16 protein-coding genes are annotated in these 25,133 nt (G+C 44.4%); 12 read left to right on the top strand and 4 right to left on the bottom strand.

Translation table 11 applies throughout. The annotated features are described in order from the left end of the window. Positions 1 to 7: 7 nt before the first annotated feature. From nirD to FTU42_RS09160, 4 genes are all read left to right on the top strand, one after another. A complete protein-coding gene (nirD, locus tag FTU42_RS09175; protein ID WP_180083300.1) occupies positions 8 to 1,618 on the top strand; it encodes a nitrite reductase small subunit NirD in 1,611 nt (536 codons plus the stop codon). Positions 1,619 to 1,923: 305 nt separating this feature from the next. Continuing rightward, the gene (locus FTU42_RS09170; protein WP_005170868.1) at positions 1,924 to 2,733 is read left to right on the top strand and encodes a formate/nitrite transporter family protein; all 810 of its coding nucleotides are present in this window, start codon (positions 1,924 to 1,926) and stop codon (positions 2,731 to 2,733) included. 65 nt (positions 2,734 to 2,798) lie between these two features. Continuing rightward, positions 2,799 to 4,529, top strand: coding sequence for a bifunctional protein-serine/threonine kinase/phosphatase (locus tag FTU42_RS09165; protein WP_180075425.1), 1,731 nt, complete (start codon positions 2,799 to 2,801; stop codon positions 4,527 to 4,529). A 688-nt stretch (positions 4,530 to 5,217) separates the two neighbouring features. After that, positions 5,218 to 7,377, top strand: a complete 2,160-nt coding sequence (locus tag FTU42_RS09160; RefSeq protein WP_180075426.1) for a TonB-dependent receptor domain-containing protein — start codon at positions 5,218 to 5,220, stop codon at positions 7,375 to 7,377. A 75-nt stretch (positions 7,378 to 7,452) separates the two neighbouring features. Here the strand turns inward: FTU42_RS09160 and FTU42_RS09155 are convergent, their stop codons facing one another. Then, on the bottom strand, positions 7,453 to 8,061 hold the full coding sequence (locus tag FTU42_RS09155; protein ID WP_100328614.1) for a MarC family protein: 609 nt from the start codon (positions 8,059 to 8,061) through the stop codon (positions 7,453 to 7,455). Positions 8,062 to 8,091: 30 nt separating this feature from the next. Beyond that, positions 8,092 to 10,128: a choline transporter gene (locus FTU42_RS09150; RefSeq protein WP_100535114.1), complete on the bottom strand. Its 2,037-nt coding sequence runs from the start codon at positions 10,126 to 10,128 to the stop codon at positions 8,092 to 8,094. A 260-nt stretch (positions 10,129 to 10,388) separates the two neighbouring features. Between FTU42_RS09150 and betI the strand changes: the two genes are divergently transcribed. The 5 genes from betI to FTU42_RS09125 all read left to right on the top strand — a co-directional run bounded on the left by betI (position 10,389) and on the right by FTU42_RS09125 (position 17,629). Beyond that, positions 10,389 to 10,976, top strand: coding sequence for a transcriptional regulator BetI (betI, locus tag FTU42_RS09145; protein WP_005170886.1), 588 nt, complete (start codon positions 10,389 to 10,391; stop codon positions 10,974 to 10,976). A 14-nt stretch (positions 10,977 to 10,990) separates the two neighbouring features. Further along, positions 10,991 to 12,466, top strand: a complete 1,476-nt coding sequence (gene betB, locus FTU42_RS09140) for a betaine-aldehyde dehydrogenase (protein WP_180083299.1) — start codon at positions 10,991 to 10,993, stop codon at positions 12,464 to 12,466. A gap of 15 nt (positions 12,467 to 12,481) precedes the next feature. Beyond that, positions 12,482 to 14,149, top strand: coding sequence for a choline dehydrogenase (betA, locus tag FTU42_RS09135; protein ID WP_180075847.1), 1,668 nt, complete (start codon positions 12,482 to 12,484; stop codon positions 14,147 to 14,149). Between the two features lie 147 nt (positions 14,150 to 14,296). Then, positions 14,297 to 15,067: a hypothetical protein gene (locus tag FTU42_RS09130; RefSeq protein ID WP_100535111.1), complete on the top strand. Its 771-nt coding sequence runs from the start codon at positions 14,297 to 14,299 to the stop codon at positions 15,065 to 15,067. Positions 15,068 to 15,430: 363 nt separating this feature from the next. Continuing rightward, on the top strand, positions 15,431 to 17,629 hold the full coding sequence (locus tag FTU42_RS09125) for an OsmC domain/YcaO domain-containing protein (protein ID WP_180075429.1): 2,199 nt from the start codon (positions 15,431 to 15,433) through the stop codon (positions 17,627 to 17,629). Positions 17,630 to 17,929: 300 nt separating this feature from the next. On the opposite strand, the gene FTU42_RS09120 is transcribed toward FTU42_RS09125, so the two are convergent. Then, positions 17,930 to 19,642 (bottom strand): electron transfer flavoprotein-ubiquinone oxidoreductase, encoded by a 1,713-nt coding sequence (locus FTU42_RS09120; protein WP_074382773.1) that lies wholly within the window; start codon positions 19,640 to 19,642, stop codon positions 17,930 to 17,932. A 220-nt stretch (positions 19,643 to 19,862) separates the two neighbouring features. Next, a complete protein-coding gene (locus FTU42_RS09115; protein WP_005170895.1) occupies positions 19,863 to 20,699 on the bottom strand; it encodes an IclR family transcriptional regulator in 837 nt (278 codons plus the stop codon). 480 nt (positions 20,700 to 21,179) lie between these two features. On the opposite strand from FTU42_RS09115, the gene FTU42_RS09110 reads away from it, so the two are divergent. From FTU42_RS09110 to FTU42_RS09100, 3 genes are all read left to right on the top strand, one after another. Continuing rightward, positions 21,180 to 22,334: an acyl-CoA dehydrogenase family protein gene (locus FTU42_RS09110; RefSeq protein WP_180075430.1), complete on the top strand. Its 1,155-nt coding sequence runs from the start codon at positions 21,180 to 21,182 to the stop codon at positions 22,332 to 22,334. Between the two features lie 31 nt (positions 22,335 to 22,365). Then, entirely contained in the window at positions 22,366 to 23,565 is a 1,200-nt protein-coding gene (locus tag FTU42_RS09105; protein ID WP_159515765.1) for an acyl-CoA dehydrogenase, read from the top strand. A 251-nt stretch (positions 23,566 to 23,816) separates the two neighbouring features. Further along, a complete protein-coding gene (locus tag FTU42_RS09100) occupies positions 23,817 to 25,097 on the top strand; it encodes an MFS transporter (protein ID WP_005170902.1) in 1,281 nt (426 codons plus the stop codon). Positions 25,098 to 25,133 lie beyond the last annotated feature (36 nt).

Raw genomic sequence — 25,133 nt, 5'->3', positions numbered from 1 at the left:
AATGAAAATGACAATTTTAAAAGACATGAACGAACTGTACTGGTACGAAGTCTGTCATCTGGATGAGATCACCCCGAATACCGGTGTTGCAGCCCTGATTGAAGATCAGCAGATTGCAATTTTTCGCGTGGGTCAGGAACAGCGGGTTTATGCGCTTAGCAATCAGGATCCGTTTAGTCTGGCCAATGTCATGGCACGTGGCATTCTGGGTGATCTGCAAGGTGAGCGTGTAGTCGCATCCCCAATTTACAAGCAGCATTTCAGTCTGGTGACCGGTCGTTGTCTGGAAGAACAAGAGCAGAAATTACTAGTATTTCCAACCCGAATTGAAAATGGCAAAGTTCTGGTGAGTCCAACTCCACAAAAGACCTATATTTCCAGTAATGGTCAAAACACAGAGCGTTTAAAACTGGTACTGGTCGGGAATGGACTGGCGGGTATGCGCTGTCTGGAAGACTTGCTGGATATGGCACCAGATCGTTATGAAATGACCGTGATTGGGGAAGAGCCATGGGGTAATTACAACCGGATCATGTTGTCACCGGTATTGTCTGGTGAGAAAAGCTTTGCCGAAATTATGCTGCATTCAGCCGACTGGTATGCCGAAAAAGGCATTCGATTCATTGCTGGAGATGCTGCCATCTCTATCGACCGTTCACGTAAGCAGGTTCATACCGAAAAAGGCGAAGTCGTTGCTTATGATCGTCTGATCCTCGCGACCGGTTCGAAACCTTTCGTACCACCAATTCCAGGTACTGAACTTGAAGGCGTGATTAGCTTCCGGGATATTCAGGATGTTAACCGCATGCTGGATTACTGCAAAACCAAACAAAACGCCGTCGTGATTGGGGGCGGCCTGCTGGGACTGGAAGCAGCTTATGGACTGAAGCAGCAAGGGATGAATGTAACTGTACTGCACCTGATGGACCGTATTATGGATCGTCAGCTGGACATGAAAGCCAGTCAAATGCTGAAAAAATCAATTGAAGACAAAGGTATCCGGATCATTACCGAAGCCAATACCGAAGAGCTGCTCGGTATTGACGGTCACGTGACTCAACTGCGTTTAAAAGACGGGACAATGCTGAATGCCGATTTGGTGGTTTTTGCCGTCGGGATTCGTCCAAATAAAACTTTGGCTGAACAGGCTGGCTTGCGCTGCAATCGCGGTGTGCTGGTGAATGACACCATGCAAACCTATGACCCGAGTATTTATGCAGTGGGGGAATGTATTGAGCATCGTGGCCAAACCTTTGGACTGGTTGAGCCACTCTGGGGACAGGCCTTTATCTGTGCGACGCATCTGGCTGAACATGGCCGACTGACCTTTAAGGCACCGACTGTTCCGACCCAACTCAAGGTTAGCGGATGTGATGTCTTCTCAGCCGGAAATTTCGAACCTCAGGATGATTTTGAAGATATCGTGCTGAATGATGAAAAACGTCAGATTTATAAACGCATCATCATTCAGCAGGACAAAGTCATTGGTGCGGTGCTATTTGGCGATACCGAAGATGGGGCTTGGTATGCAGAACTGATTGCAGATCAGACACCGATTAGTAATATCCGCAGCAAACTGCTTTTTGGTCGGGATTTTGCATTAAGGAAAGTAGGCTAATCGGATAAAGCTCTCCAGCCCTTCTTTAGCAAAGGAGGGTTGGGGAGGATTAAATTTTAGGCTTGCTCATTCAGAAATTATATTGCTGGATAAGCCTTCAATTGTAGGTTGGTGCAACAAAGCCAATTACATTTAAAAATATGGCACGTTATTTGCTGATCTATTTAGTAAATATGGCAACGGCGCCATGACACGATTGATCTGCTTAAATAATGCAAGGCAAAGACGCCTAGGGTTGAAATAGACCTTAGGCGTCTTTTTATTTAATAACAGGCAAGAAATTTTTATATAAAGGGGATAAAACTATGGCTTATCTTGCTCCTGCAGAGTTTGCAAAAAAAGTAGTCGATGCTGGTGAAGCAAAACTGCATATGGCCACACGTGATGTTGTAATTCGTGCATTTATGGCCGGTGCGATTCTGGCGCTGGCAGCAGTATTTGCGGTGACGATTGCTGTACAGACAGGGGTGCCACTGATCGGTGCACTGTTATTTCCAGTCGGGTTTTGCATGTTATATCTATTGGGCTATGACCTGCTGACCGGGGTATTTGTATTGACTCCTTTGGCCTGGCTAGACAAACGTCCAGGGGTGACATGGGCGCGTATTTTAAAAAACTGGGGGCTGGTGTTTTTAGGCAATTTTATTGGATGTTTAACCGTCGCAATCTTGATGGCGGCGGTCTATACCATGGGTTTCGCAGCTGAACCAAACGAAGTCGGCGTGAAAATTGCTCATATTGGTGAAGACCGGACTTTGGGTTATGCCGAATATGGCTTTGCTGGCTGGATGACCATCTTTATACGCGGCATGCTGTGTAACTGGATGGTGTCACTTGGTGTGATTGGCGCCATGATGTCAACAACTGTAAGTGGAAAATTCATTGCCATGTGGATGCCGATCATGCTGTTCTTTGCCATGGGATTTGAGCATTCTGTCGTGAATATGTTCCTGTTCCCATTTGCCATGATGATGGGCGGTGATTTCTCGATTACAGACTATTTCTTGTGGAATGAATTACCGGTAGTGCTGGGTAACTTGGTTGGTGGTTTAGCTTTAACTGGTCTGGCGCTGTATACCACGCATGTCCGTACAGGTGATAAAAAAGAATTTTAATTTGAGCATGATATTTATGTCTTGAAATTGAAGGGATCGATTAGATCCCTTTTCGAGTGTCTACAATGAATAAAAAATTAAAAATCAGTATCGGACAATATTCTTCCGCCGGAATCAAAGCACAAAATCAGGATTTTTATGGCATTTATATTCCTGAAGGCCATGCGCTGAGCAGCAAAGGTATTGCCTGTGCCATTGCAGACGGGATTAGCAGCAGCAATGTCAGCCATATTGCGGCAGAAACGGCGGTCAGTAGTTTTTTATCCGATTATTATTCAACTTCGGATGCATGGAGTACCCAAACTTCAGCTGCTCGGGTGATTCGTGCGACCAACTCTTGGCTGTATGCGCAAACCCAACAGAGTCAGGGACGTTTTGATAAAGATCATGGTTATGTCTGCACCTTGAGTGCACTGATTTTGAAACAAAACAGGGCACATATTTTTCATGCAGGTGATGGCCGTGTTTATCGCATTCAAGCCCAAAGCATTGAACAGCTGACCATTGATCATCGGGTTCGTTTATCTTCAACCGAGCATTATTTAAGTCGTGCTTTAGGTGTAGATCATCGGATTGAAGTCGATTATCAACAACTTGAATTATGTGAAGATGATTTGTTTCTCTTGATGACCGATGGTGTCTATGAATTTATCGATATACAGCAGATCTCGGATATGCTGCAGCAAAAACAAAATCTGGATACTATTGCCCAATCTATCGTCGAACTGGCCTTAAAGCGCGGCAGCGATGACAATCTCACCATTCAAATCATCCGAATTGATGCATTAGCTCAAGAGAAAAGCTTTCAGATTCAGGAAAATATTTTATTTCCACAGCAACTCAGTCATGGTGATTTGTTTGAAGGTTATCGCATTCATAAAATCCTGCACCAAAATCATCGCAGTAGCCTTTATTTGGCGCAGGATGCAGCCACACAAGCTCAGCTGGTCATTAAAACCTTGTCTGTCGATTTGCAGGATGACCTGAAAGCAGTGGAACAATTCCAGCTGGAAGACTGGGTATCCAAGCGTTTAAAACATGAAAACCTGATGCACTACTATCCGCATACAGGCAGTAAAAAGTTTTTATTTCAAAGTTATGAATACTTGCAAGGGGAAAGCTTAAACCGATGGCTACATCGTCAAAAAACTGCTTTAAGTTTAAAACAACTGATTCCGATTATTGAACAGGTGGCCAAAGCACTGAATGCCATGCATCGACTTGAAATGCTGCATCAGGATGTACGGCCAGAAAATGTCATGCTGCTTGAACCGATTGATGCTTTGAAATTAAAACTGATTGATTATGGATCGACGGCAGTTAGAGGGCTGGTCGAACTGAATCCTAAACATGCAGATGTGCCTTTGGGAACGTTGGCATTTATGGCACCAGAGTATTTTATAGGGCGCTCACCCTCGGTAAAATCAGATCAGTTTTCACTGGCAGTGATGAGCTATTATTTATTGACCCGGCAATTGCCTTATGGGACAGAGCTGGCGCGCTGCAAGACCGAAAAAAAATTAAAAAAGGTACGCTATCATTCACTGTCTGAATATCGTCCGGATTTGCCCAAGGGTTTGGATGCGATTTTTAAAAAAGCACTGTCAATTCGTCCAGAGCAACGTTATGAGGCACTTTCAGCATTTATCTATGACTTGAAACAGCCTGATCTTGAATTAAAAAAATCTGTTTCACGTCCTGTGATTGAGCGTCATCCCCTGACATTCTGGAAATGCTGCACCGCGATTCTGTTTATCTTATTACTCTTGGTCTTTTCCCTATATTTTACAAAATAAAGCTCTTTAATAGGCTATTCAATTATATTTTTTGAATTGTCAGCAGCAAGTTCGGGAATGTTTGGCATATTATTCAGTCCAAATATCTGCTTATTCTATGTGCAGGTTTTAATGAAACAGTTGCTGTTTGCATCACTTTATGTTCACGCGGTTTTCACCCTTTTTCTGCTCAATGAGTGAATAATTTTTGAATATGAGTCAGGTTGAGTCTGATCCAAAATTTATCCTTTAGCCCAGATCCAAGACCCAGTGCTCAGTAATTTTCTCAAAATATATAAACGACTGTGGGCTCGATCCAAGACGATGCTATGAGCTAATTCAAATCGATATGCTACTCAATTTCAGTGAGCTTTGAATATGAAGTAACTGGTTTAGTCCACTATGAATTTAACGCAGTATTACATTATGCCAACTGGAAATACATGTGTGCAGAATTAAATAGCATATTATTTAATATCAAATACTTAATTATTAAGTTCTTGGAACTTGTGAGGATGTGGTGGCTATCTTGCAAGTTGTATAATCAAAAAATACCAAAATTACATCAAAAAATATACGCTGATCAGTCAGTTTTTTGGCAGAAAATAATGCCTTGATTCGGCATTGTTCATTTATGCTACAGCATAATTTTTAAAACCAGAATCCCTCTAGGATTAGGATCATGTATACAGGATTGTATAAACCCGATATGAGCACGAGAACAATTCCGCTGAACAAAAAACCGCTAAGCTTGATGATCCTTTCAGTTCTTTCCAGTGCTGTCTATGCTGAAACATCTCGCAGCCAGCATCCTGTGCAACAACTCAACACCATCGTGGTCAGTGCTGAACAGACAGATCCGCAGCAGCAATACCAGACCGAGCTTGCGCAAACCTCAGGTGGAACCAATTTTATTTCAGCCCAGCAGCTTGAACATCAACATATTGCAAATAATGCCGATGTATTTCGTCTGCAACCCGGTATCTATGCTCAATCCCCGGGCAATGAAGGCGCCAAAGTGTCTATCCGTGGCTCGGGTATTAACCGGACATCAGGTGCGCATGCCTCTGGTACCTTTGTGCTGATTGATGACATTCCATTTACCGGGCCGGGCGGCACCGCTTATGAATTACTAGAGCCTTGGTGGATTGATCATGTTGGCGTCTATCGCGGTGCAAACGGTTTTAAACAGGGGGCGCTGGCGCTAGGCGGAGCGATTAACTATAAAAGCAAGACTGGTGCCGAGCAGAATGGTTCTGAACTGAAGTATGAGGCAGGCAGTCATGGTTATCAAAAATATCAGTTCAGTACTGGCCGTAAACTGGATCAGCTGGATTATTATCTGGCACTAACGGGTAACCAGTTTGACGGAATTCAGGATCATGCCAAAGGTGATGGCAAAGGCCTAGCTTTTAATCTCGGCTACCAGATTAGCCCGGACATTGAAACCCGTTTTTATGCCCGTTACCGTGAGAGCAAACATCTGACACCGGGGCGTATTAGGCAAGAACAATTAAAAAACAATCCTAAAGTAGCTGATCCTAATTTTGTAGGAATTGATGCCAAACGTATCCAGCCGGGCAGTACCTGGCTCGCCAACACCACCACCTGGAATTTGCAGGATGATGCAAAATTGACTGCTAGTCTGGCATATCATCATTATCCGTTAGACTTACGTGAAAGTCGCTATCGTACCAATGTCGATTATGAAGATATTACTGCACGTATTCAGTATGAAAAGCCCTATCAATTGTTGGGTCTGGAACATCAGGGGCGTATTGCCTTACGCAGTACCACCCATCGTCCAAACAGTGGTGTAACGGAAACTTTAAGATTTAATACAGAAATTGGTAATCAAACATATCCGGCAGATACGGTCACGCGCCGTTATACCTATCGTGGTTCAGACAATGTATTGCAATTTGATCAGCAGACGGCGCTCAATGACCAGCTCTCCCTAGATCTGGGTCTTGCAGCAGTCTATGCCCATCGTGAAAGTGAAGTGACTTATCCAGTTGCCAGTCCTAAGATCAATCAGTATGAGTGGGATTTTGCCCCACGTCTCGGGATGACTTATCAGCCGAATGAGTCTGTGCAGTGGTTTGCCAATTTAAGCCGCAGCATCGAACCGGCTCATCCTTGGGCGATGGCATGGTCATCTCCCTATTATTTTGATGAAGGAATTGCCTCAGGTCGGGTACGTGCTCCGATTCAATTAAAAACCCAGACTGCAAATACATTGGAATTGGGTGGACGTGGCCAATCAGGCTTTGGCGATTGGGCGCTTAGCTATTATTATTCTAAAGTTAAAAATGAACTTTTAACGTCTGAAATGATTAAGGATTATGGAGAGGGTTCAAGCAAAAATGAAAGAATCAGTGTAGAAGCAAATGCCACACCAACCATTCATCAAGGCGTCGAACTCAGTTTGGATATACCATTGCATGAATTTAAACACGGCGAGTTACGCTTGCAACAGGCCTATACACTGAGTGATTTCCAATACAAAAATGATCCGCTGTTTGGCGAAAACCAGTTGCCGGGAATACCCAAACATTTGTATCAGGCACAGCTCAGTTATGCCATGCATAATGGTTTTTATATCGGCGTGAATACCGAATATGCGTCCAAAATGCCGCATGATTATGCCAATAGCCGCTTTAGTGATGATTACCAGATTTGGGGCATTGACCTCGGTTATGCACCAGAACACCAATCATGGAAAACCTGGATCAATTTCAAGAATATCACCGATGAAAAATATGCTGCTGTGGTCATCCCGGGCCTAAATGATCAAGGGAAGGATGTGGCGCGATCTTCACCAGGAGAAGGATTCTCGACCTATGCTGGTGTGTCTTTCAAGTTTTAAACTTGAAACTGTTACAAGCGTAAAAAAAAGAGCGGAGATTAGCCCGCTCTTTTTTATATATGATTAATTCAACCATTAACTTTGGATAATTCCATTGACGCCCGTGACGATCATGTCTATCGCAATGGTACCGATCAGCAGCGCAGCAACACGGCCAACAATATCCACATATAAATCTATGTAGTTGGAGTATTTATGCTGTAAATGATCATGCAGATATTTCATTAGAATCAGCAGGCTGCAGGTCAAAAACAGGGTAAGAAAAATCACCAGCATGGTTTGCCATAAACTGAGCTGAATTCCGGTAATCACCGCCGCTGAAATGGTGCCCGGGCCAATCATAAATGGCATGGCAATGGTGCCTGCCAGATGATGAGGCGCCCCACGCATCACGCCAATGGTATCGGCGCCTTCAAAGACATAGCGATAACCAATCACCAGAAAAATGATACCGCCAAAAATCTGGAAAGATTCAAAGCGTACATGCAGCACTTCCTGAAAGAAGGCTTCACCAGTCTTGGCAAAAATGATAAAGACGATAAAACTGATCAGGCTGCCCTGAATCAATGCCATATTAAAGACTTTGGCCTCGGAATTACGGATAATTCCGAGCATATAAATACTCATCAAAAATGGATTGAGCAAAGAAAAAAACAGGGCAAAGGCATGTAAGCTTTCTGACATCATCAATTCCTTCTAAGACCTTGGGCAGTATTAATTTTCACGGTCTGGAAACAGGGGACGTGTACCCGGACTGATACGGTTAATATGCAGATACATCATATGACGTTCATATTTATCCAAGATGTCATTGATCACCTGTTCCTTGCTATAACCGACCAGATCATTGCCTTGTGAACCTTCAAACAGATAACTTTCTAGACGGTAGTAATAACGTTTGGCTCGTTTGCCGCGTGAGCTGAAGTTTGGCGTGTCATAACGCACCGGCCAGATTTCATAGACAAAGTTTTCTTCTTCATCGAGCTGAATAATCAGATCCAGATGATAGAGTTCCGGCTCATCATCTACCGCTTTCTCCTGTACATCGACATGCACGCCCTTATTCATTAGTTCAGTTGCTACCGCTTGAATAGCCGGTTTGCACACATCTTCCAGCATGCTGCGGGTTTGGGACAGGCTCGGATGTAACATCACCCGGCTAAGCCGTTTTTTCCAGTTGAAAATATCCACGTTTCCGACCACAGGAGCGGCATTCATGCTGGTACTGGCCTGACGGAAATCTTCCAGACGCAGGGACTTATATAGGCCCGCCATGACAAAGAAAATCACAAAGCTAAACGGCAGCCCCATAATAATAGTCGTGTTCTGTAAGGCCGTAACCCCATTCGCCATCAGCATCGCCAGGGTCAGCAGGCCTATGGCAATGGCCCAGAAAATACTCAGCCAGCGCGGTGAATCATGCTCGATATTGGTAAATTTAGTGGTGAAATTCCCCAGTACCAAAGCGCCAGAATCCGCAGAAGTGACATAGAACAACAAACCGGTAATGGTTGCGATCCCTGCGATAAAGCTAAAGCCAGGATATTGTGCCAGCAGGTCATAGAAACCATGTGCCGGATTTTCCAGGACAGTGGTCGCCAGCTGTGTATTCCCATCAAACATGACGCTATGTAATGCACTATTACCAAAAATAGATAACCAGGTCAGGGTAAATAATAGGGGAATAATCAAGGTGCCGGCGACAAACTCACGGATGGTTCGTCCACGAGAGATCCGTGCCAGAAATAACCCGACAAAAGGAGACCAGGCAATCCACCAGGCCCAGAAGAACAAGGTCCAGCTGTTCATCCATTCTTTAGGTTGCTCAAATGGAAAACTGGTTAAGGACAGCTTTGGAAACTGACTGATATAGTCACCAAAGTTCTGAATCAGGGCGGCCAGCAAGAATTCGGTATTGCCCATCATTAAAATAAACAGTAACAGGCCAATCGAGACATAAATATTAATTTCTGAAAGGACGCGGATGCCTTTATTGACACCGGATGCAACAGAAATAATGGTAATAATCACCGCGACTGCGATTAATCCGGTCTGTACCCACAGGTTTTCCGGTAAATCAAACAGCACATGCAGGCCGTAATTGAGCTGGACCACACCAATACCGCAGGTGGTCGCAATACCGAAAATCGTGCCGAGTACGGCCGCAGTATCGACCGTATGCCCAATCGGACCATGAATCTTTTTACCAAAAATCGGATAGAGTGCTGAACGGATGGTCAGTGGCAGGTTATAACGATAACTGAAATAGCCCAGGGCCACACCTATCAGTGCATACATGCTCCAGCCAGTTAAACCATAGTGGAACAGGGTCCAGACCATGGACTGGCGAGCCGCCTCGAAAGTCTGGCCTTCACCGACGGGTGGATTCATATAATGCGAGAGAGGTTCCGCCACCGAGAAGAACATCAGGTCAATCCCGATTCCGGCAGAAAACAACATGGCTGACCAGCTTAATAAACTAAATTCAGGCTTGGAATGTTTAGGCCCTAATTTAATTTCCCCATAACGTGAACAGGCAATAAAAATAATAAACACCAGATACAAAGTGGCAGCCAGCAGGTAATACCAGCTAAATGTACGACTGACCCAGTTCAGAATATTGGTGATGACCAGATTGGCCTGTTGATTGAATAAAATCGTGACGAGAGAAAAAAGCAGAATAAGTGTTGCTGAAACATAAAACACCACTTTATTCAGACTATCCTGCACTTGTTCAGTTTTCTTTTGCATAAATCTGTGACCGTAGTTTTATTGTCATGTGATTTACAGCGCAGTTCGATTTGACACAGGGTTCGACACTTAAAGAGTCAAAGCCGAATCAATTACAAACATTTGCAAATCCAAAACAAACTGCGCTGTACATCTGAGGTTGCTAGGCACTATAATTTTTATTAATTGATCGTTCAATTAAAAAAACGTTTTTTAATGTTACCTCATTCTGCTATTGCAGCATGAGTCCGATTTATAGATTCGTTATTCAGGTTAGTCTTATGCCAAAAGTTGGTATGCAACCGATCCGCCGTCAACAGCTTATTGACGCGACCCTAGCTGCTGTAAATGAACTAGGTTTTGCAGAAACCTCAATCAGCCAGATTGCACAACGTGCCGGTGTTTCGACCGGCATCATAAGCCATTATTTTGGCGGGAAAAATGGCCTCATTGAAGCAACAATGCGTTATTTATTGCAGCAGTTAGGTAAAACCGTGGCAGAGATGCAGACCCAGGTGGATGCCACACCTGAGCAACGTTTGCTTGCCATTGTACGGGGTAATTTTGCTGCACCTCAAACCAATAAGGCCGCTATGAAAGTCTGGCTGGCATTTTGGGCGAGCAGCTTGCATCAACCGGACTTGCATCGGTTGCAACAGGTTAACCATTACCGCTTACATTCCAATCTCAAGCACGAATTTATGAAAGTGCTGTCCAAATCAGAAGCAGAAAAAGCGGCACAAGGGCTAGCTGCACTGATTGATGGTTTCTGGCTACGTGGAGCACTGATCAGTGGCGAGATTGATCCAGAAATGCCGATCGAACTGTGTAGCCAGTTTATCCAGCAGCAATTGAAATCACACAAATAGGCGAGGGAATTACAGTGACTATCTATCATTTACAGCGTCCTTATATTCACGGCCAATATGTCGATGCAACATCGCATCGCAGCTTTGAAAGCATCAACCCTGCAACTGGTGAGATCCTGGCGGAAATCCAGATCTGCAGCAAAGAAGACATTGATCGTGCCGTCGAATCTGCACAAAAAGGGCAGAAGGTCTGGGCTGCAATGACGGCGATCGAGCGCTCCCGGATTTTAAATAAAGCCGTTGCTATTTTACGCGAACGTAATGATGAACTGGCGCGTATTGAAAGTCTCGACAGTGGCAAAGCCTTTAGCGAAACCTCTACAGTAGATATTGCCACTGGTGCAGATGTACTCGAATATTATGCCGGAATCTTGCCTGCGCTCGAAGGACAGCAAATTCCGCTGAGAGAGACTTCATTTATTTATACCCGTCGTGAACCTTTGGGTGTTGTGGCCGGCATTGGCGCCTGGAACTATCCGATTCAGATTGCCCTATGGAAATCTGCACCTGCACTGGCAGCAGGCAATGCCATGATTTTCAAAGCCAGTGAAACAACACCTTTAACCGCACTCAAACTGGCGGAGATTTATACCGAAGCCGGTGTACCGCATGGTGTGTTTAATGTCGTGACGGGTAGTGGCGAAATTGGAGGTTACTTAACTGCGCATCAGGATATTGCCAAAGTCTCGTTTACCGGTGGTGTTGCGACGGGCAAAAAAGTCATGGCACAAGCAGCAGATTCGAGTCTGAAAGAAGTCACCATGGAACTCGGTGGAAAATCCCCACTGATTATCTGTGAAGATGCCGATCTTGATCTTGCCGCTGACATTGCCATGATGGCCAATTTTTACAGCTCAGGTCAGGTCTGTACCAACGGCACCCGGGTATTCATTCCCTATACCTTAAAAGCGGCTTTTGAAGAAAAAATCTTGCAGCGTATTCCTCATATCCGTATAGGCGATCCGCTCGATCCGGAAACCAATTTTGGGCCAGTCTCCAGTTTTGCGCATATGCAGAAAGTACTGAAATTTATCGAGCAGGGCAAAATCGAAGGGGCACGATTACTTTGTGGTGGCGGCCGTGCCACACAAGGTGATTTGGCCAAAGGTACCTACGTCTTGCCCACGGTATTTAGTGACTGCCGGGATGATATGAGTATCGTCCAGCATGAGATCTTTGGGCCAGTCATGAGTATTTTAAGCTATGACTCTGAAGAGGAAGTCATTCGCCGTGCCAATGCGACCGAGTATGGGCTGGCTGCAGGTGTGGTGACTCCTGATCTTGCCCGCGCGCATCGTATCATTCACCAGATTGAAGCCGGAATTTGCTGGATTAATACCTGGGGCGAATCTCCAGCGGAAATGCCGGTCGGTGGTTATAAACACTCGGGCGTAGGGCGTGAAAACGGAATTATGACCTTGCAGCAATATACCCAGACCAAATCGGTTCAGGTGGAATTGAGCCCATTCCAGTCCGTGTTTAGCGCATAAGGAGGTCTCCGCTTGATGAATTACGATTATATTATTATCGGGGCAGGCTCGGCCGGAAATGTGCTGGCTGCTCGATTGACTGAGGATCCGGATACCAAAGTCTTGCTATTAGAGGCGGGCGGGCCGGATTATCGTCTGGATTTTAGAACCCAGATGCCGGCAGCCTTGGCTTATCCTTTACAGGGACGCCGTTATAACTGGGCCTATCTGACCGATCCTGAACCACATATGAATAATCGCCGCATGGAATGCGGACGTGGTAAAGGCCTTGGTGGCTCATCACTGATTAATGGCATGTGTTATATCCGCGGCAATGCCATGGATCTGGAACAGTGGGCCAGCTTGAAAGGTCTGGAACACTGGAGCTATGCAGAATGTCTGCCCTATTATAAAAAGGCGGAAACACGCGATATTGGCGGCAATGACTATCATGGCGATGCCGGGCCAGTTTCAGTCGCAACACCAAAAAATGATAATAATGAGCTGTTTCATGCCATGATCGAAGCTGGTGTACAGGCCGGTTATCCACGAACGGACGATTTAAATGGCTATCAGCAGGAAGGCTTTGGCCCGATGGATCGTACCGTGACTCCGCAAGGCCGCCGTTCCAGTACCGCGCGCGGTTATCTGGATATGGCCAAAGGGCGCGACAATCTCACTATTATTACCCATGCCATGACCAATAGAATTCTGTTTAGCCAGAAGCAGGCGATTGGCGTGGAATATTTTGAAGGTCAAAATGCCTTACAACCCATTCAGGTCTTTGCCGATAAAGAAGTTCTGCTGTGTGCCGGGACGATTGCTTCCCCGCAAATTTTGCAGCGTTCAGGTGTGGGTCCTGCCGCATTATTAAAAAGTCTGGACATTCCGGTCGTTCAGGACTTGCCGGGTGTGGGCGAAAACTTGCAGGATCATCTGGAAATGTACCTGCAATACCAGTGTAAAAAACCGGTCAGTCTCTATCCCGCCTTAAAGTGGTATAACCAGCCGATGATTGGTGCTGAATGGTTATTTCTAGGCACAGGTATTGGCGCCAGTAATCAGTTTGAAGCAGGCGGCTTTATCCGTTCTTCCGACGAGTTCGAGTGGCCCAATATCCAGTATCATTTCCTGCCGATTGCAATCAACTATAATGGAACCAATGCCATTCATGAGCATGGTTTTCAGGCGCATGTCGGTTCGATGCGTTCACCCTCCCGCGGGCGTATACAACTCAAATCCAAAGATCCGTTTGAGCATCCAAGTATTTTATTTAACTATATGAGTACCGAGCAGGATTGGCGCGAATTCCGGGATGCCATCCGGATTACCCGGGAAATTATGCACCAGCCAGCACTTGATCCTTATCGGGGTGAAGAAATCAGTCCGGGTCAAGCTGTACAGACAGATGCCCAGATTGACGAGTTTGTGCGTAATCATGCTGAAACCGCATATCACCCATCTTCTAGCTGTAAAATGGGCGAGGATGATATGGCAGTTGTGGACGGTTATGGCCGGGTACATGAAATGCAGGGTCTCAGAGTCATTGACGCTTCCATCATGCCCTTAATTATTACCGGAAATTTGAATGCCACTACCATCATGATGGCCGAGAAACTGGCAGATCATATTCGGGGAAATCCGGCTTTAGCTGCATCGACTGCGCCGTTTTATCGGGCAGCTCGAGTCTCAAGCCAAGCTTGAAATTTCTATTTTACAGGTGGAAATAGGCATAAACTTATATTAATTATGCGTTAAAATAAGCTGTATATTTTGATATTAATCGATCTTTAAGTAGGGCTGCATCATGTTTTCAGCCCTTTTATTTACCCAAAAAGAATTTTATATTTTATGAGAATCTTAAATCAAACCTTGCTCTTCGGCTGTGTCACATTTTCCAGTATTTGTAGTTTTGCAAATGACGTTCAAAACAATCAAATACAAGCAAGTGGCAACCTGAGCGTGGTGTCTAAATATGTATCACGCGGTTTAAGCAATGCACCGGAAGACGATAATATTGCACTACAAGCAGGGTTGAATTTGGCCTATGGCAACTTTTATGTGGGCTATTGGGGTTCTACATTGGGTTATTCCTATGCTGAGGTGCAAGGACGCAGAGGGCATAGCACCGATAAATTCGAGCATGACTTTTTGGTCGGCTATACGCACAGCTCGGAACATTATGATTGGGATTTCTGGAATGCCACCTATTATTATCCAGGGGGCGAAAACACCACCGGTAATGAGTTGGGTTTAAATGTCAGCCGTATGCTGGATGAAAAAACCAGTATTGGCGCGAGCGTATCGACCTATCTTTATGATGTGGCCTATGCCAATCAGGGCGATACCTTTTATACGCTGAATCTGAACCATCAATTGAATGATCGTGTGAATGCCAGTCTGACTGCTGCAGGTAGCTATTTTAATGATGAAGGCAAATATGAAGGTGGAGAACTGGGCGATACCCAAAAACAGCATGCCTTCCGTTATGCGTCTGCTGGACTGAGTTATGCAATCTTGCCTCAATTAAGTGTGTCAGGCGAATATCTGCTGGGGGGCTATGACCGCTACGGTGACAAGCAGCGAAATCTGGCTTTATTCGGTTTAAGCTATGATTTTTAAGGCCTTAAAGCTTAGAAGATGAAATGATTTTTATCTGTCTTAAATATGTTAAAGCTACATCAGAAGCGCTCATTCGATATTAAAAGCAACACATGGATCGTCACAAATTTTAAATGTGTTGATTCATGTTGTTCCTATTTCTTAGCTTTATAGAAAATATCGCGGAAAAACTCACAAACGTTATCAATTTCATCAAATGACTCTATAATAGCGCCCATTCTTAAAGGGTTCGCCGTAGTCTCATGACTACGTTATTACCCTGATTTATTTTTAAGTCAAGTTCTCCTGCGTGATTCGGCTTGTACATTCAGATTCAGCATCTTATTTGTCCATGGCGGCACATAAGAACATTTAGGTGTCCACATGGAAATCAAGGTCAATTATCTCGACAATCTGCGCCAAGAAGCCAAATTTGATGACTTCACGGTGATTGCCGATCAACCGATTCGTTACAAAGGCGATGGTTCCGCTCCCGGTCCATTCGATTATTTTCTGGCCTCATCGGCACTTTGTGCAGCTTACTTTGTCAAAGTATATTGTGCAGCACGGGATATTCCGACCGAAAATATTCGCCTGTCACAAAACAATATTGTCGATCCTGAAAACCGTTATAAACAGATTTTTAAAATTCAGGTTGAACTGCCGGCTGATATTTCAGAAAAAGACCGTCAAGGCATTTTACGTTCGATTGACCGTTGTACGGTCAAGAAAGTGATCCAGACTGGCCCTGAGTTTGTGATTGAAGAAGTCGAAAGCATTGATGCCGATGCGCAAGCCTTGTTAATGCCAAGTCTGGCCTCGGCAAACAGCACGTTCATTCCGGGCAAAGATCTGCCTTTGGAAGAAACCATTGCCAATATGTCTGCCATTCTGGCCGGTCTGGGCATGAAGATTGAAATCGCATCATGGCGCAACATCGTACCAAATGTATGGTCATTGCATATTCGTGATGCACAGTCGCCAATGTGCTTTACCAATGGTAAAGGGTCAACCAAGGAAAGTGCGCTGGCATCTGCACTGGGCGAGTTCATCGAGCGCTTGAACTGTAACTTTTTCTATAATGACCAGTTCTGGGGTGAAGACATTGCCAATGCAGAATTTGTACATTATCCGGATGAAAAATGGTTTAAGCCGGGTCCAAATGGCGAACTTCCGCAGGAAGTCTTAGACGAATATACGCTTGAAATTTATGATCCTGAAGATGAGTTATTGGGTACGCATCTTTATGACACCAACTCGGGCAATACTGAACGTGGTATCTGTTCACTGCCATTTGTACGTCACTCCGATGGTGAAACGGTTTATTTCCCATCGAATCTGATTGAAAATCTATACTTGAGTAACGGGATGAGTGCAGGGAATACCTTGCCTGAAGCTCAGGTGCAATGTCTGTCTGAAATCTTTGAACGTGCAGTCAAGCGTGAAATTATTGAAGGTGAACTGGCTTTACCAGATGTACCTGAACAGGTGCTGGCAAAATATCCAAAAATCGTGGAAGGTATTAAAGGTTTAGAGGAACAGGGCTTCCCGGTGCTGGTCAAAGATGCCTCATTAGGCGGTCAATTCCCGGTAATGTGTGTGACCTTGATGAACCCGCGTACCGGCGGTGTGTTTGCATCTTTTGGCGCGCATCCAAATTTTGAAGTGGCACTTGAACGCAGTCTGACTGAATTGCTGCAAGGTCGTAGCTTCGAAGGTCTGAATGACCTGCCGAAGCCAACTTTTAGCTCAAATGCCGTGACTGAACCAAACAACTATGTCGAACACTTTATCGATTCGAGCGGTGTGGTGTCTTGGCGTTTCTTTAGTGCCAAAGCAGATCATGAATTTGTGGAATGGGATTTCACCAACCATGGTCAAAACTCCAATGCAGATGAAGCTGCAGCTTTATTCGGCATTCTGGAAGAGCTCGGTCATGAAGCCTATATGGCGGTTTATCAACATTTAGGTGCAACGGCTTGTCGGATTCTGGTGCCAGGCTATTCTGAAATCTATCTGGTCGAAGATCTGATCTGGGACAATACCAACAAGGCTCTGGCATTCCGTGAAGATATCCTGAACTTGCATCGTCTGGATGAAGAACAGCTTGAGGCGCTGGTAGAGCGTCTGGAAGAATGTGAGCTGGATGACTATACCGAGATCAAAACCTTGATCGGGGTTGAATTCGATGAAAATACCGAATGGGGTCAATTAACGATTCTAGAATTAAAATTGTTAATTTATCTTGCGCTGCAACAATTTGAAGAAGCCAAGGATCTGGTTGAGCAGTTCTTGCAGTTCAATACCAATACCGTTGAACGTGGCCTGTTCTACCAGTGCATGAATGTCGTACTTGAAGTATTGCTTGATGACGAGATGGAACTGGAAGATTATGCACATAACTTCCGCCGTATGTTTGGTGATGCATGTATGGACGCGGTTATGGCTTCAGTTGAAGGCACAGTACGTTTCCATGGTTTGAGCGAAACCAGTATGAAGCTTGAAGGTCTGGATCGTCATTTACGCCTGATTGATAGCTATAAAAAACTGCATGCTGCGCGTGCCAAGTTTGTCGCAAAATAAATCAATTCCCTGAATGACTCAAATTTTAGTCGTTCAGGTCTGATTTTAAAATGGCTGATCCGGCTTCGGGTCAGCCATTTTTTCAGCACGACATAAACCAGATTATTTTCCTATCTCATTTCAATAGATAGAGTGATACAGGCTTATTTTGATTTACTTTAAAATTTATTAATCCCAGCTCTCGAGAGAACTGGGATTACCTAAAAAATTAAAGTGAAGAGTTAGTACGAACTGCTTCAAGATTGGGTAAGTGAATCAGAGAAATAGATATATTTTTTTAATTCACAAGAACTATCCAAATTACATATTTGGATAGTTTGGACCACCGCCACCTTCCGGTGTTACCCAGGTGATGTTCTGAGACGGATCTTTAATATCACAGGTCTTGCAGTGCACACAGTTGGCTGCATTGATCTGGAAACGCTTGGAACCGTCATTATTTTCCATGATTTCGTATACACCTGCCGGGCAGTAACGCTGTGCCGGCTCATCCCATTTCGGTAAGTTCACTTCCACCGGAATCGAAGCATCAGTCAGCTTTAAATGCGCAGGCTGGTTTTCTTCATGTACGGTATTGGATACAAATACTGAAGACAGACGGTCAAAGGTCAGCTTGCCATCCGGTTTAGGATAGTTCGGTTTAAACGTTTCAGCCGCCTGAGTTTTCAGTGCCGCATGGTCTTGTACCAGATCATGTAGGGTAAACGGTACTTTAAACACGTTCTGATCAATGAAGTTAAATGCACCACCGATCCATTGACCGAATTTATGCATTGCCGGGCCAAAGTTACGTGAGTTATATAACTCTTCTTTCAGCCAGCTTGCATCAAACTTGTCTTTATAGGCGGTCAGTTCTTTGACAAAAAAATCTTCGCCTTCAACTACACGCGCAACCGCCAGATCACCGCCTTTTTCCACACCAGCCGCAATCGCTTCAAATACCGCTTCGCCGCAGAGCATGCCGGACTTCATTGCCGTATGTGAACCTTTGATTTTGGCAAAGTTCAGGAAACCTGCATCATCACCAATTAAAGAGCCACCCGGGAAGGTAAATTTAGGCAGTGAGTTAAAGCCACCTTTGGTCACGGCACGTGCGCCATAAGAAATACGCTTGCCGCCTTCCAGATATTGTTTAATCAGAGGATGGGTTTTCCAGCGCTGCATTTCCATAAATGGATACATATGCGGATTGGTGTAGGACAGATCCACGATCATGCCCAAAGTCACCTGATTATTTTCAGCATGGTATAACCACCAGCCGCCACTCGAGCCGGTTTCATTGAGTGGCCAGCCGGCACCATGCATCACAAGACCCGCTTTGTGCTTGGCCGGATCAATTTCCCACAGTTCTTTGATCCCGATACCGTAATGCTGTGGATCTGCATCTTTGGCCAGGTTGAACTGTTCGATCAGACGTTTACCGAGGTGGCCACGACAACCTTCAGCAAAAATGGTGTATTTGGCATGCAGTTCATAACCCGGGGTAAAGTTATGCGTTGGTTCGCCATCTTTACCAATGCCCATGTCACCGGTCTGGATGCCTTTCACGGTACCGTCAGCATGATACAGAATGTCCGATGCGGCAAAGCCCGGAAAGATCGAGACTTCCAGTTCTTCCGCTTTCTGGCCTAACCAGCGCACCACATTGCCCAGCGAGATGACATAGTTGCCATCGTTATGCATGGTTTTTGGCACCATCCAGTGTGGGGCTTCTTGTGATTTTTCATCTGAAAGCAGGAAGAAAGTTTTATCTTCGGTCACCGGCACATTGAGCGGTGCGCCTTGATCTTTCCAGTCCGGGAATAATTCATTGATGGCACGTGGTTCAAGTACCGCACCTGACAGGATATGTGCACCGACTTCGGAGCCTTTTTCTACGACACAAACGGACAAATCATTTAAGTTGTTTTCAATTGCAAGTTGACGGATCTTGATCGCAGCAGATAGACCTGCAGGGCCTGCGCCGACGATGACGACGTCAAACTCCATCGATTCTCTTGTTATATCTTCCATAATATAAAATCCAGTTTCGCTATACGATATTTATAGCATTATCCAGATGGCTTATGAAGTCTAATTTTTGTTTTTTATAGGGATAGATTTTGAGAGTCTTGGATTGCTGTAGAATGAATAGAATTGAAAAGATCCGGTTCAATATTAGAAAACGGTTTAATTATTATTGGCTGCAACAAATAAAAAGAGCGACCTAAGCCGCCCGAATGAGAGGTTTTACTTACATATTATTCAGGTTCATGGCAATACTATTCACCATGTGAATCAGACGCGGGCCAATTTCATTTTCCAGTTTTTCCTGATTTAGCAAATAACTTGGTGCACCACAGTTAAAAGTTAAAATACCATGTTTGGGATGAATCAAAGGAACGGCCACAGAGTTCACATCTTTGGCCCAGTCTCCGAGAGATAAACAATAACCATAATCCTGATAATCGCGAATGGCGCGTTCTAGATTTCGTTTAATTGTTGTCCATTGATCTTCATTTCTTTTTTTAATGGCATCAAATAAATATTCACGTTCTTTCACGTCCATCGCCGCCAGACATGCACGCCCCATGGCACTCGAATGAATTGGTAAAGTTGAACCCACTGAACGGCGCATGGTTAAAGTCGTATCTGTATGTACCACTTCCAGATAGATCATATTGAGACGGTCACGTGTTGCCATTGCCACTGGCGCCTGGGCATAACGTGACATTTCTTCCATAAATGGATAGGCCTGGGTTCGCGCAGAAATATTGCTTAAGGCAGAATAGCCCAGAGCCAGTACACCGACATCGAGTAAATATTTAGTCGTATTTGGAAGTTGTTTCAGATAGCCTAAAGATACCAGCGTACTGGTAATACGCGCCACGGTTGGCTTTGGTAAATTGGTCATTTGTGCAATTTCTTGATTGCCCAACAACTGATTGGTCGCAGAAAAGCATCTTAGAATCTCAAGGCCACGCGCAATAGACGCAATAAATTGGGGATTGTTTTCGCGATGAATATGCGAGATCGGATCTAAGCGAATTTCATCAAAATTAGGTATTTCACCTGTTTTATTTTTAGTCATGGTCTACAGAAATAGAGAAGTAAATTAATGAATATCATAGCAACTTAGTTTCACGATACAAAATAAAACATTTAAATTGTAGATGAATTATATGAGTAACGACTAAATATTATTCTATCTCATGTCTAAATGCTGCTATACAGAGTAAATAACTGCAAAAAATAGTGAAGCTATTTTTAAAATAAAGCCTTTAAATAAACAATAAATTTTACCACTTTTTAAGCTCTCATCTCTGGTCAGCTCCTTATAGAAAGCAGCGTTAGTAAAGCGAAATTTAAAAAGCAATAATTTCGTATTGTGAAATATTATTCTATATAAAATCCATTTTAAAGCCAGATAAATTTCGTTTTTTTATAAAAAATAAATTTTTTGACGAATTTGCTTGCTGAATTTTTATTTTTATGGTTATTTATTTCGTAATACGAAACTAAAAATAAAACGGTAAAGGAATTTACCCAGACCATATACATGGAGATTCATATGATTCGCGATCCGGAAATGCTCGATCAACTTCTGTCTACGATTCGAGATTTTGTAAAAAATGAACTGGTTCCTCTCGAACATGAAGTAGAAGAGAACAATGCCATTCCTGAACATATTGTGGAGCAGATGAAAGAACTAGGTTTGTTTGGTCTGACGATTCCAGAAGAATACGGCGGTTTAGGCATTACCATGGAAGAGGAAATTCTGGTTGCGATGGAATTAGGCCGGACATCGGCTGCATTCCGTTCTCTAATCGGGACCAACAACGGTATTGGTTCAAGTGGCATCGTCATTGATGGTACAGAAGAGCAAAAACAGAAATATTTACCGCGTTATGCAACCGGCGAAATCATTGGTTCTTTCTGTTTGACTGAGCCAGATTCCGGTTCAGATGCTGCATCTTTAAAAACCAATGCGGTAAAAGATGGCGATTATTATGTTTTAAATGGCACCAAACGTTTTATTACCAATGCGCCACGTGCAACGACATTTACAGTCATGGCACGCACCAATCCAGAAATCAAAGGCGCCAGTGGCATTTCAGCATTTCTGGTAGAAGCGGGCACACCGGGCTTGAGCCTAGGCAAAATTGATAAAAAAATGGGTCAACATGGTTCTTATACCTGCGATGTTATTTTCGATAATTGCCGGGTGCATAAAGACCAGCTGATTGGTGGTGTTGAAGGCGTTGGTTTCAAGACAGCCATGCGCGTTCTGGACAAAGGCCGTTTACATATTGCCGGCTATAGCGTGGGTATGGCAGAACGCATGCTGGAAGATGCCTTAAATTATGCGGTTGAACGTAAACAGTTTGGCCAACCGATTGCGAATTTTCAGCTGATTCAAGGTATGTTAGCCGACTCAAAAGCTGAAATTTATGCAGCCAAATGTATGGTGCTGGATGCGGCACGTAAGCGTGATGCCGGCCAGAATGTGACGACGGAAGCCTCTTGCGCCAAAATGTTTGCCACTGAAATGTGTGGCCGTGTCGCTGATCGCTGCTTGCAAATCCATGGTGGCGCAGGTTATATCAGTGAATATTCAATTGAACGTTTCTATCGTGATGTGCGTTTATTCCGTTTATATGAAGGAACGACCCAAATTCAACAAATTATTATTGCGCGTGAAATGATTAAACAGGCAACAGCCTAAACACATAATTTTAAAATAGGGAAATATTAAAATGACGACAAAAATTAGATTTGATTGGCAAGACCCGTTTTTAATCGAACAACAACTGACTTCAGAAGAGCGCATGATTCGTGATGCGGCAGCAGCATATTGTCAGGACAAACTGATGCCGCGTGTATTGGAACAGTTTCGTCATGAAAAAACTGATCCGGCTATTTTCCGTGAAATGGGTGAGCTTGGTTTACTGGGCCCAACCATACCTGAACAGTACGGCGGTGCCGGTTTAAATTATGTCAGCTATGGTCTGATTGCGCGTGAAGTCGAGCGTGTCGATTCAGGTTATCGCTCTATGGCCAGCGTACAGAGTTCACTGGTAATGGTGCCGATTAACGAATTCGGTTCTGAAGAGCAAAAACAGAAGTATTTACCAAAATTGGCCACCGGTGAATATATTGGCTGTTTCGGTCTGACTGAGCCAGATCATGGTTCAGATCCGGGCAGCATGATTAGCCGTGCCAAAAAAGTCGATGGTGGTTACCGTTTAACTGGCGCAAAAATGTGGATTACCAATAGTCCAATAGCCGATGTATTTGTGGTCTGGGCTAAAGAAGTCTCTGCTGAGGGTAATGTCGGTGACATTCGCGGTTTCATTCTGGAAAAAGGTTGGGAAGGGCTGTCTGCACCTGCGATTCATGGCAAGGTCGGTTTACGCGCATCAATCACTGGTGAAATCGTGATGGATAATGTCTTTGTACCGGAAGAAAATGCATTTCCAGAAGTGCGTGGCTTGAAAGGTCCATTTACCTGCCTGAACAGTGCCCGTTACGGGATTGCCTGGGGTGCCATGGGCGCAGCAGAATTTTGCTGGCATACCGCACATCAATACACCATGGACCGTAAACAGTTTGGCCGTCCATTGGCAGCAAACCAGCTGATTCAGAAAAAACTGGCCGATATGCAAACTGAAATTGCCCTTGGTTTACAGGTAGCATTACGTTTTGGTCGCATGAAAGATGAAGGTATCGCGTCAGTTGAAGGGACTTCACTGATCAAGCGCAATAACTGTGGTAAGGCCCTGGATATTGCACGTCTAGCACGTGACATGATGGGCGGTAACGGGATTTCTGATGAATTTGGTGTAGCCCGTCATCTGGTTAATCTGGAAGTCGTGAATACCTATGAAGGTACTCATGATGTACATGCCCTGATTTTAGGACGTGCACAAACCGGCATCGCTGCATTTTGTAACTAAGTCTAGCTATAACATCTAGCCAGCACATGCTGGCTAGAGCGCCGACTATTTGTTGCCGTTTGTTTACAAATACCAGGTTTTCAATAAGATACCCAATTAAAAATCAAGTGGAAACATGCACATAAATTAAATACCCGATAGGCAGATGATAGGATTATCACCCTGGTTCACTATATCTTTCATATAAATAATTACGTGAAAGATAAAAGTTATAAAAGCACCGGAATGCTCAAAAATATTTTAAGGACGCCATGAATACGATCAGTGCGCAACACCCTCATTTGGAAAATGATAACCAACCCAAGAAAAAAGTCTGGATTCTGGCCTTTGTGTTCTCATTTTTGGCATTACTGGTCGATGGAGCAGATATTGCGTTATTGGCCTACAGTCTGACCAGTCTGAAACAGGAATTTTCATTAAGTAGTATGCAGGCAGGGGCGCTGGGCAGCTGGACATTGGCAGGTATGGCGATTGGTGGATTTTTTGGTGGCTGGGCCTGTGACCGGTTCGGGCGGGTTCGAGTCATCGTGATCGCCATTGCACTGTTTTCTTCATTGACTTTCTGGCTAGGATTTGCCGAAAGCTATGATCAGTTTAAGTGGCTGCGTTTTACTTCTGCGATTGGTCTAGGCGCCTTGTATATTGCCTGTAATACCCTGATGGCGGAATATGTGCCAACCAAGTATCGCTCGACAGTATTGGCCACACTGATGACCGGTTGGACCCTGGGCTCGGTCGTCGCCACTGTTTTGGCCGGCTGGTTATTGCCCGAATTTGGCTGGCGATATCTGTATTATATTGCGATTATTCCTATTGTACTTTCTGTCGCAATGTACTTTTTAGTGCCTGAACCCAAAGCCTGGTTAGATGCACGTCAAGCGCGCCTCGATGCCAAAGCCAGCGGGATTGTTCAGGAAAAACCTAAAAACACTTTTAAAATGGTTTTTGAAGATGCACTTAGCCGTCGCATGTTCATTCTCTGGTCATTCAGTACCGCATTTTTACAGTTTGGATATTACGGCGTCAGTAACTGGTTACCTGCCTATCTAGAGTCGGATCTGGGCATCAAGTTTAAAGAAATGACCATGTATATGATTGGTACTTTCCTGATCATGATGTGTACCAAAGTCATTGCCGGTTTTATTGCCGACCGTATTGGCCGTCGTGCAGTGTTCGCATTTGGCACCATGGGCACCGCAATTTTTATTCCGGTGATTGTGTTTGGTAATACCCCGGACAATATTCTCTGGCTGATGCTGTTTTTCGGATTTCTTTACGGTATTCCCTATGGCATTAATGCCACCTACATGACGGAAAGTTTCTCGACCAAAGTACGTGGAACTGCGGTTGGTGGTGCATATAACGTGGGCCGTTTAGGTGCTGTTTTTGCCCCACTGACGATTGGTTATTTTGCTCAGGGTGGATCTATTGGAACCGGTTTATTGATCATGGGAATTGCCTATTTTCTTTGTGGCTTGATTCCGGCTTTCTTTATTAAAGACCGCTTATTTGATCCGCAAAAAGCCGATTGATCTACCAATCAAAATATATAGAAAAGATGCTAGGAA

The organism is Acinetobacter sp. YH12102, from assembly GCF_013419125.1.
Classification (GTDB): Bacteria; Pseudomonadota; Gammaproteobacteria; order Pseudomonadales; family Moraxellaceae; genus Acinetobacter; species Acinetobacter pseudolwoffii.
This window is presented reverse-complemented; position numbering and strand designations above follow the sequence as displayed.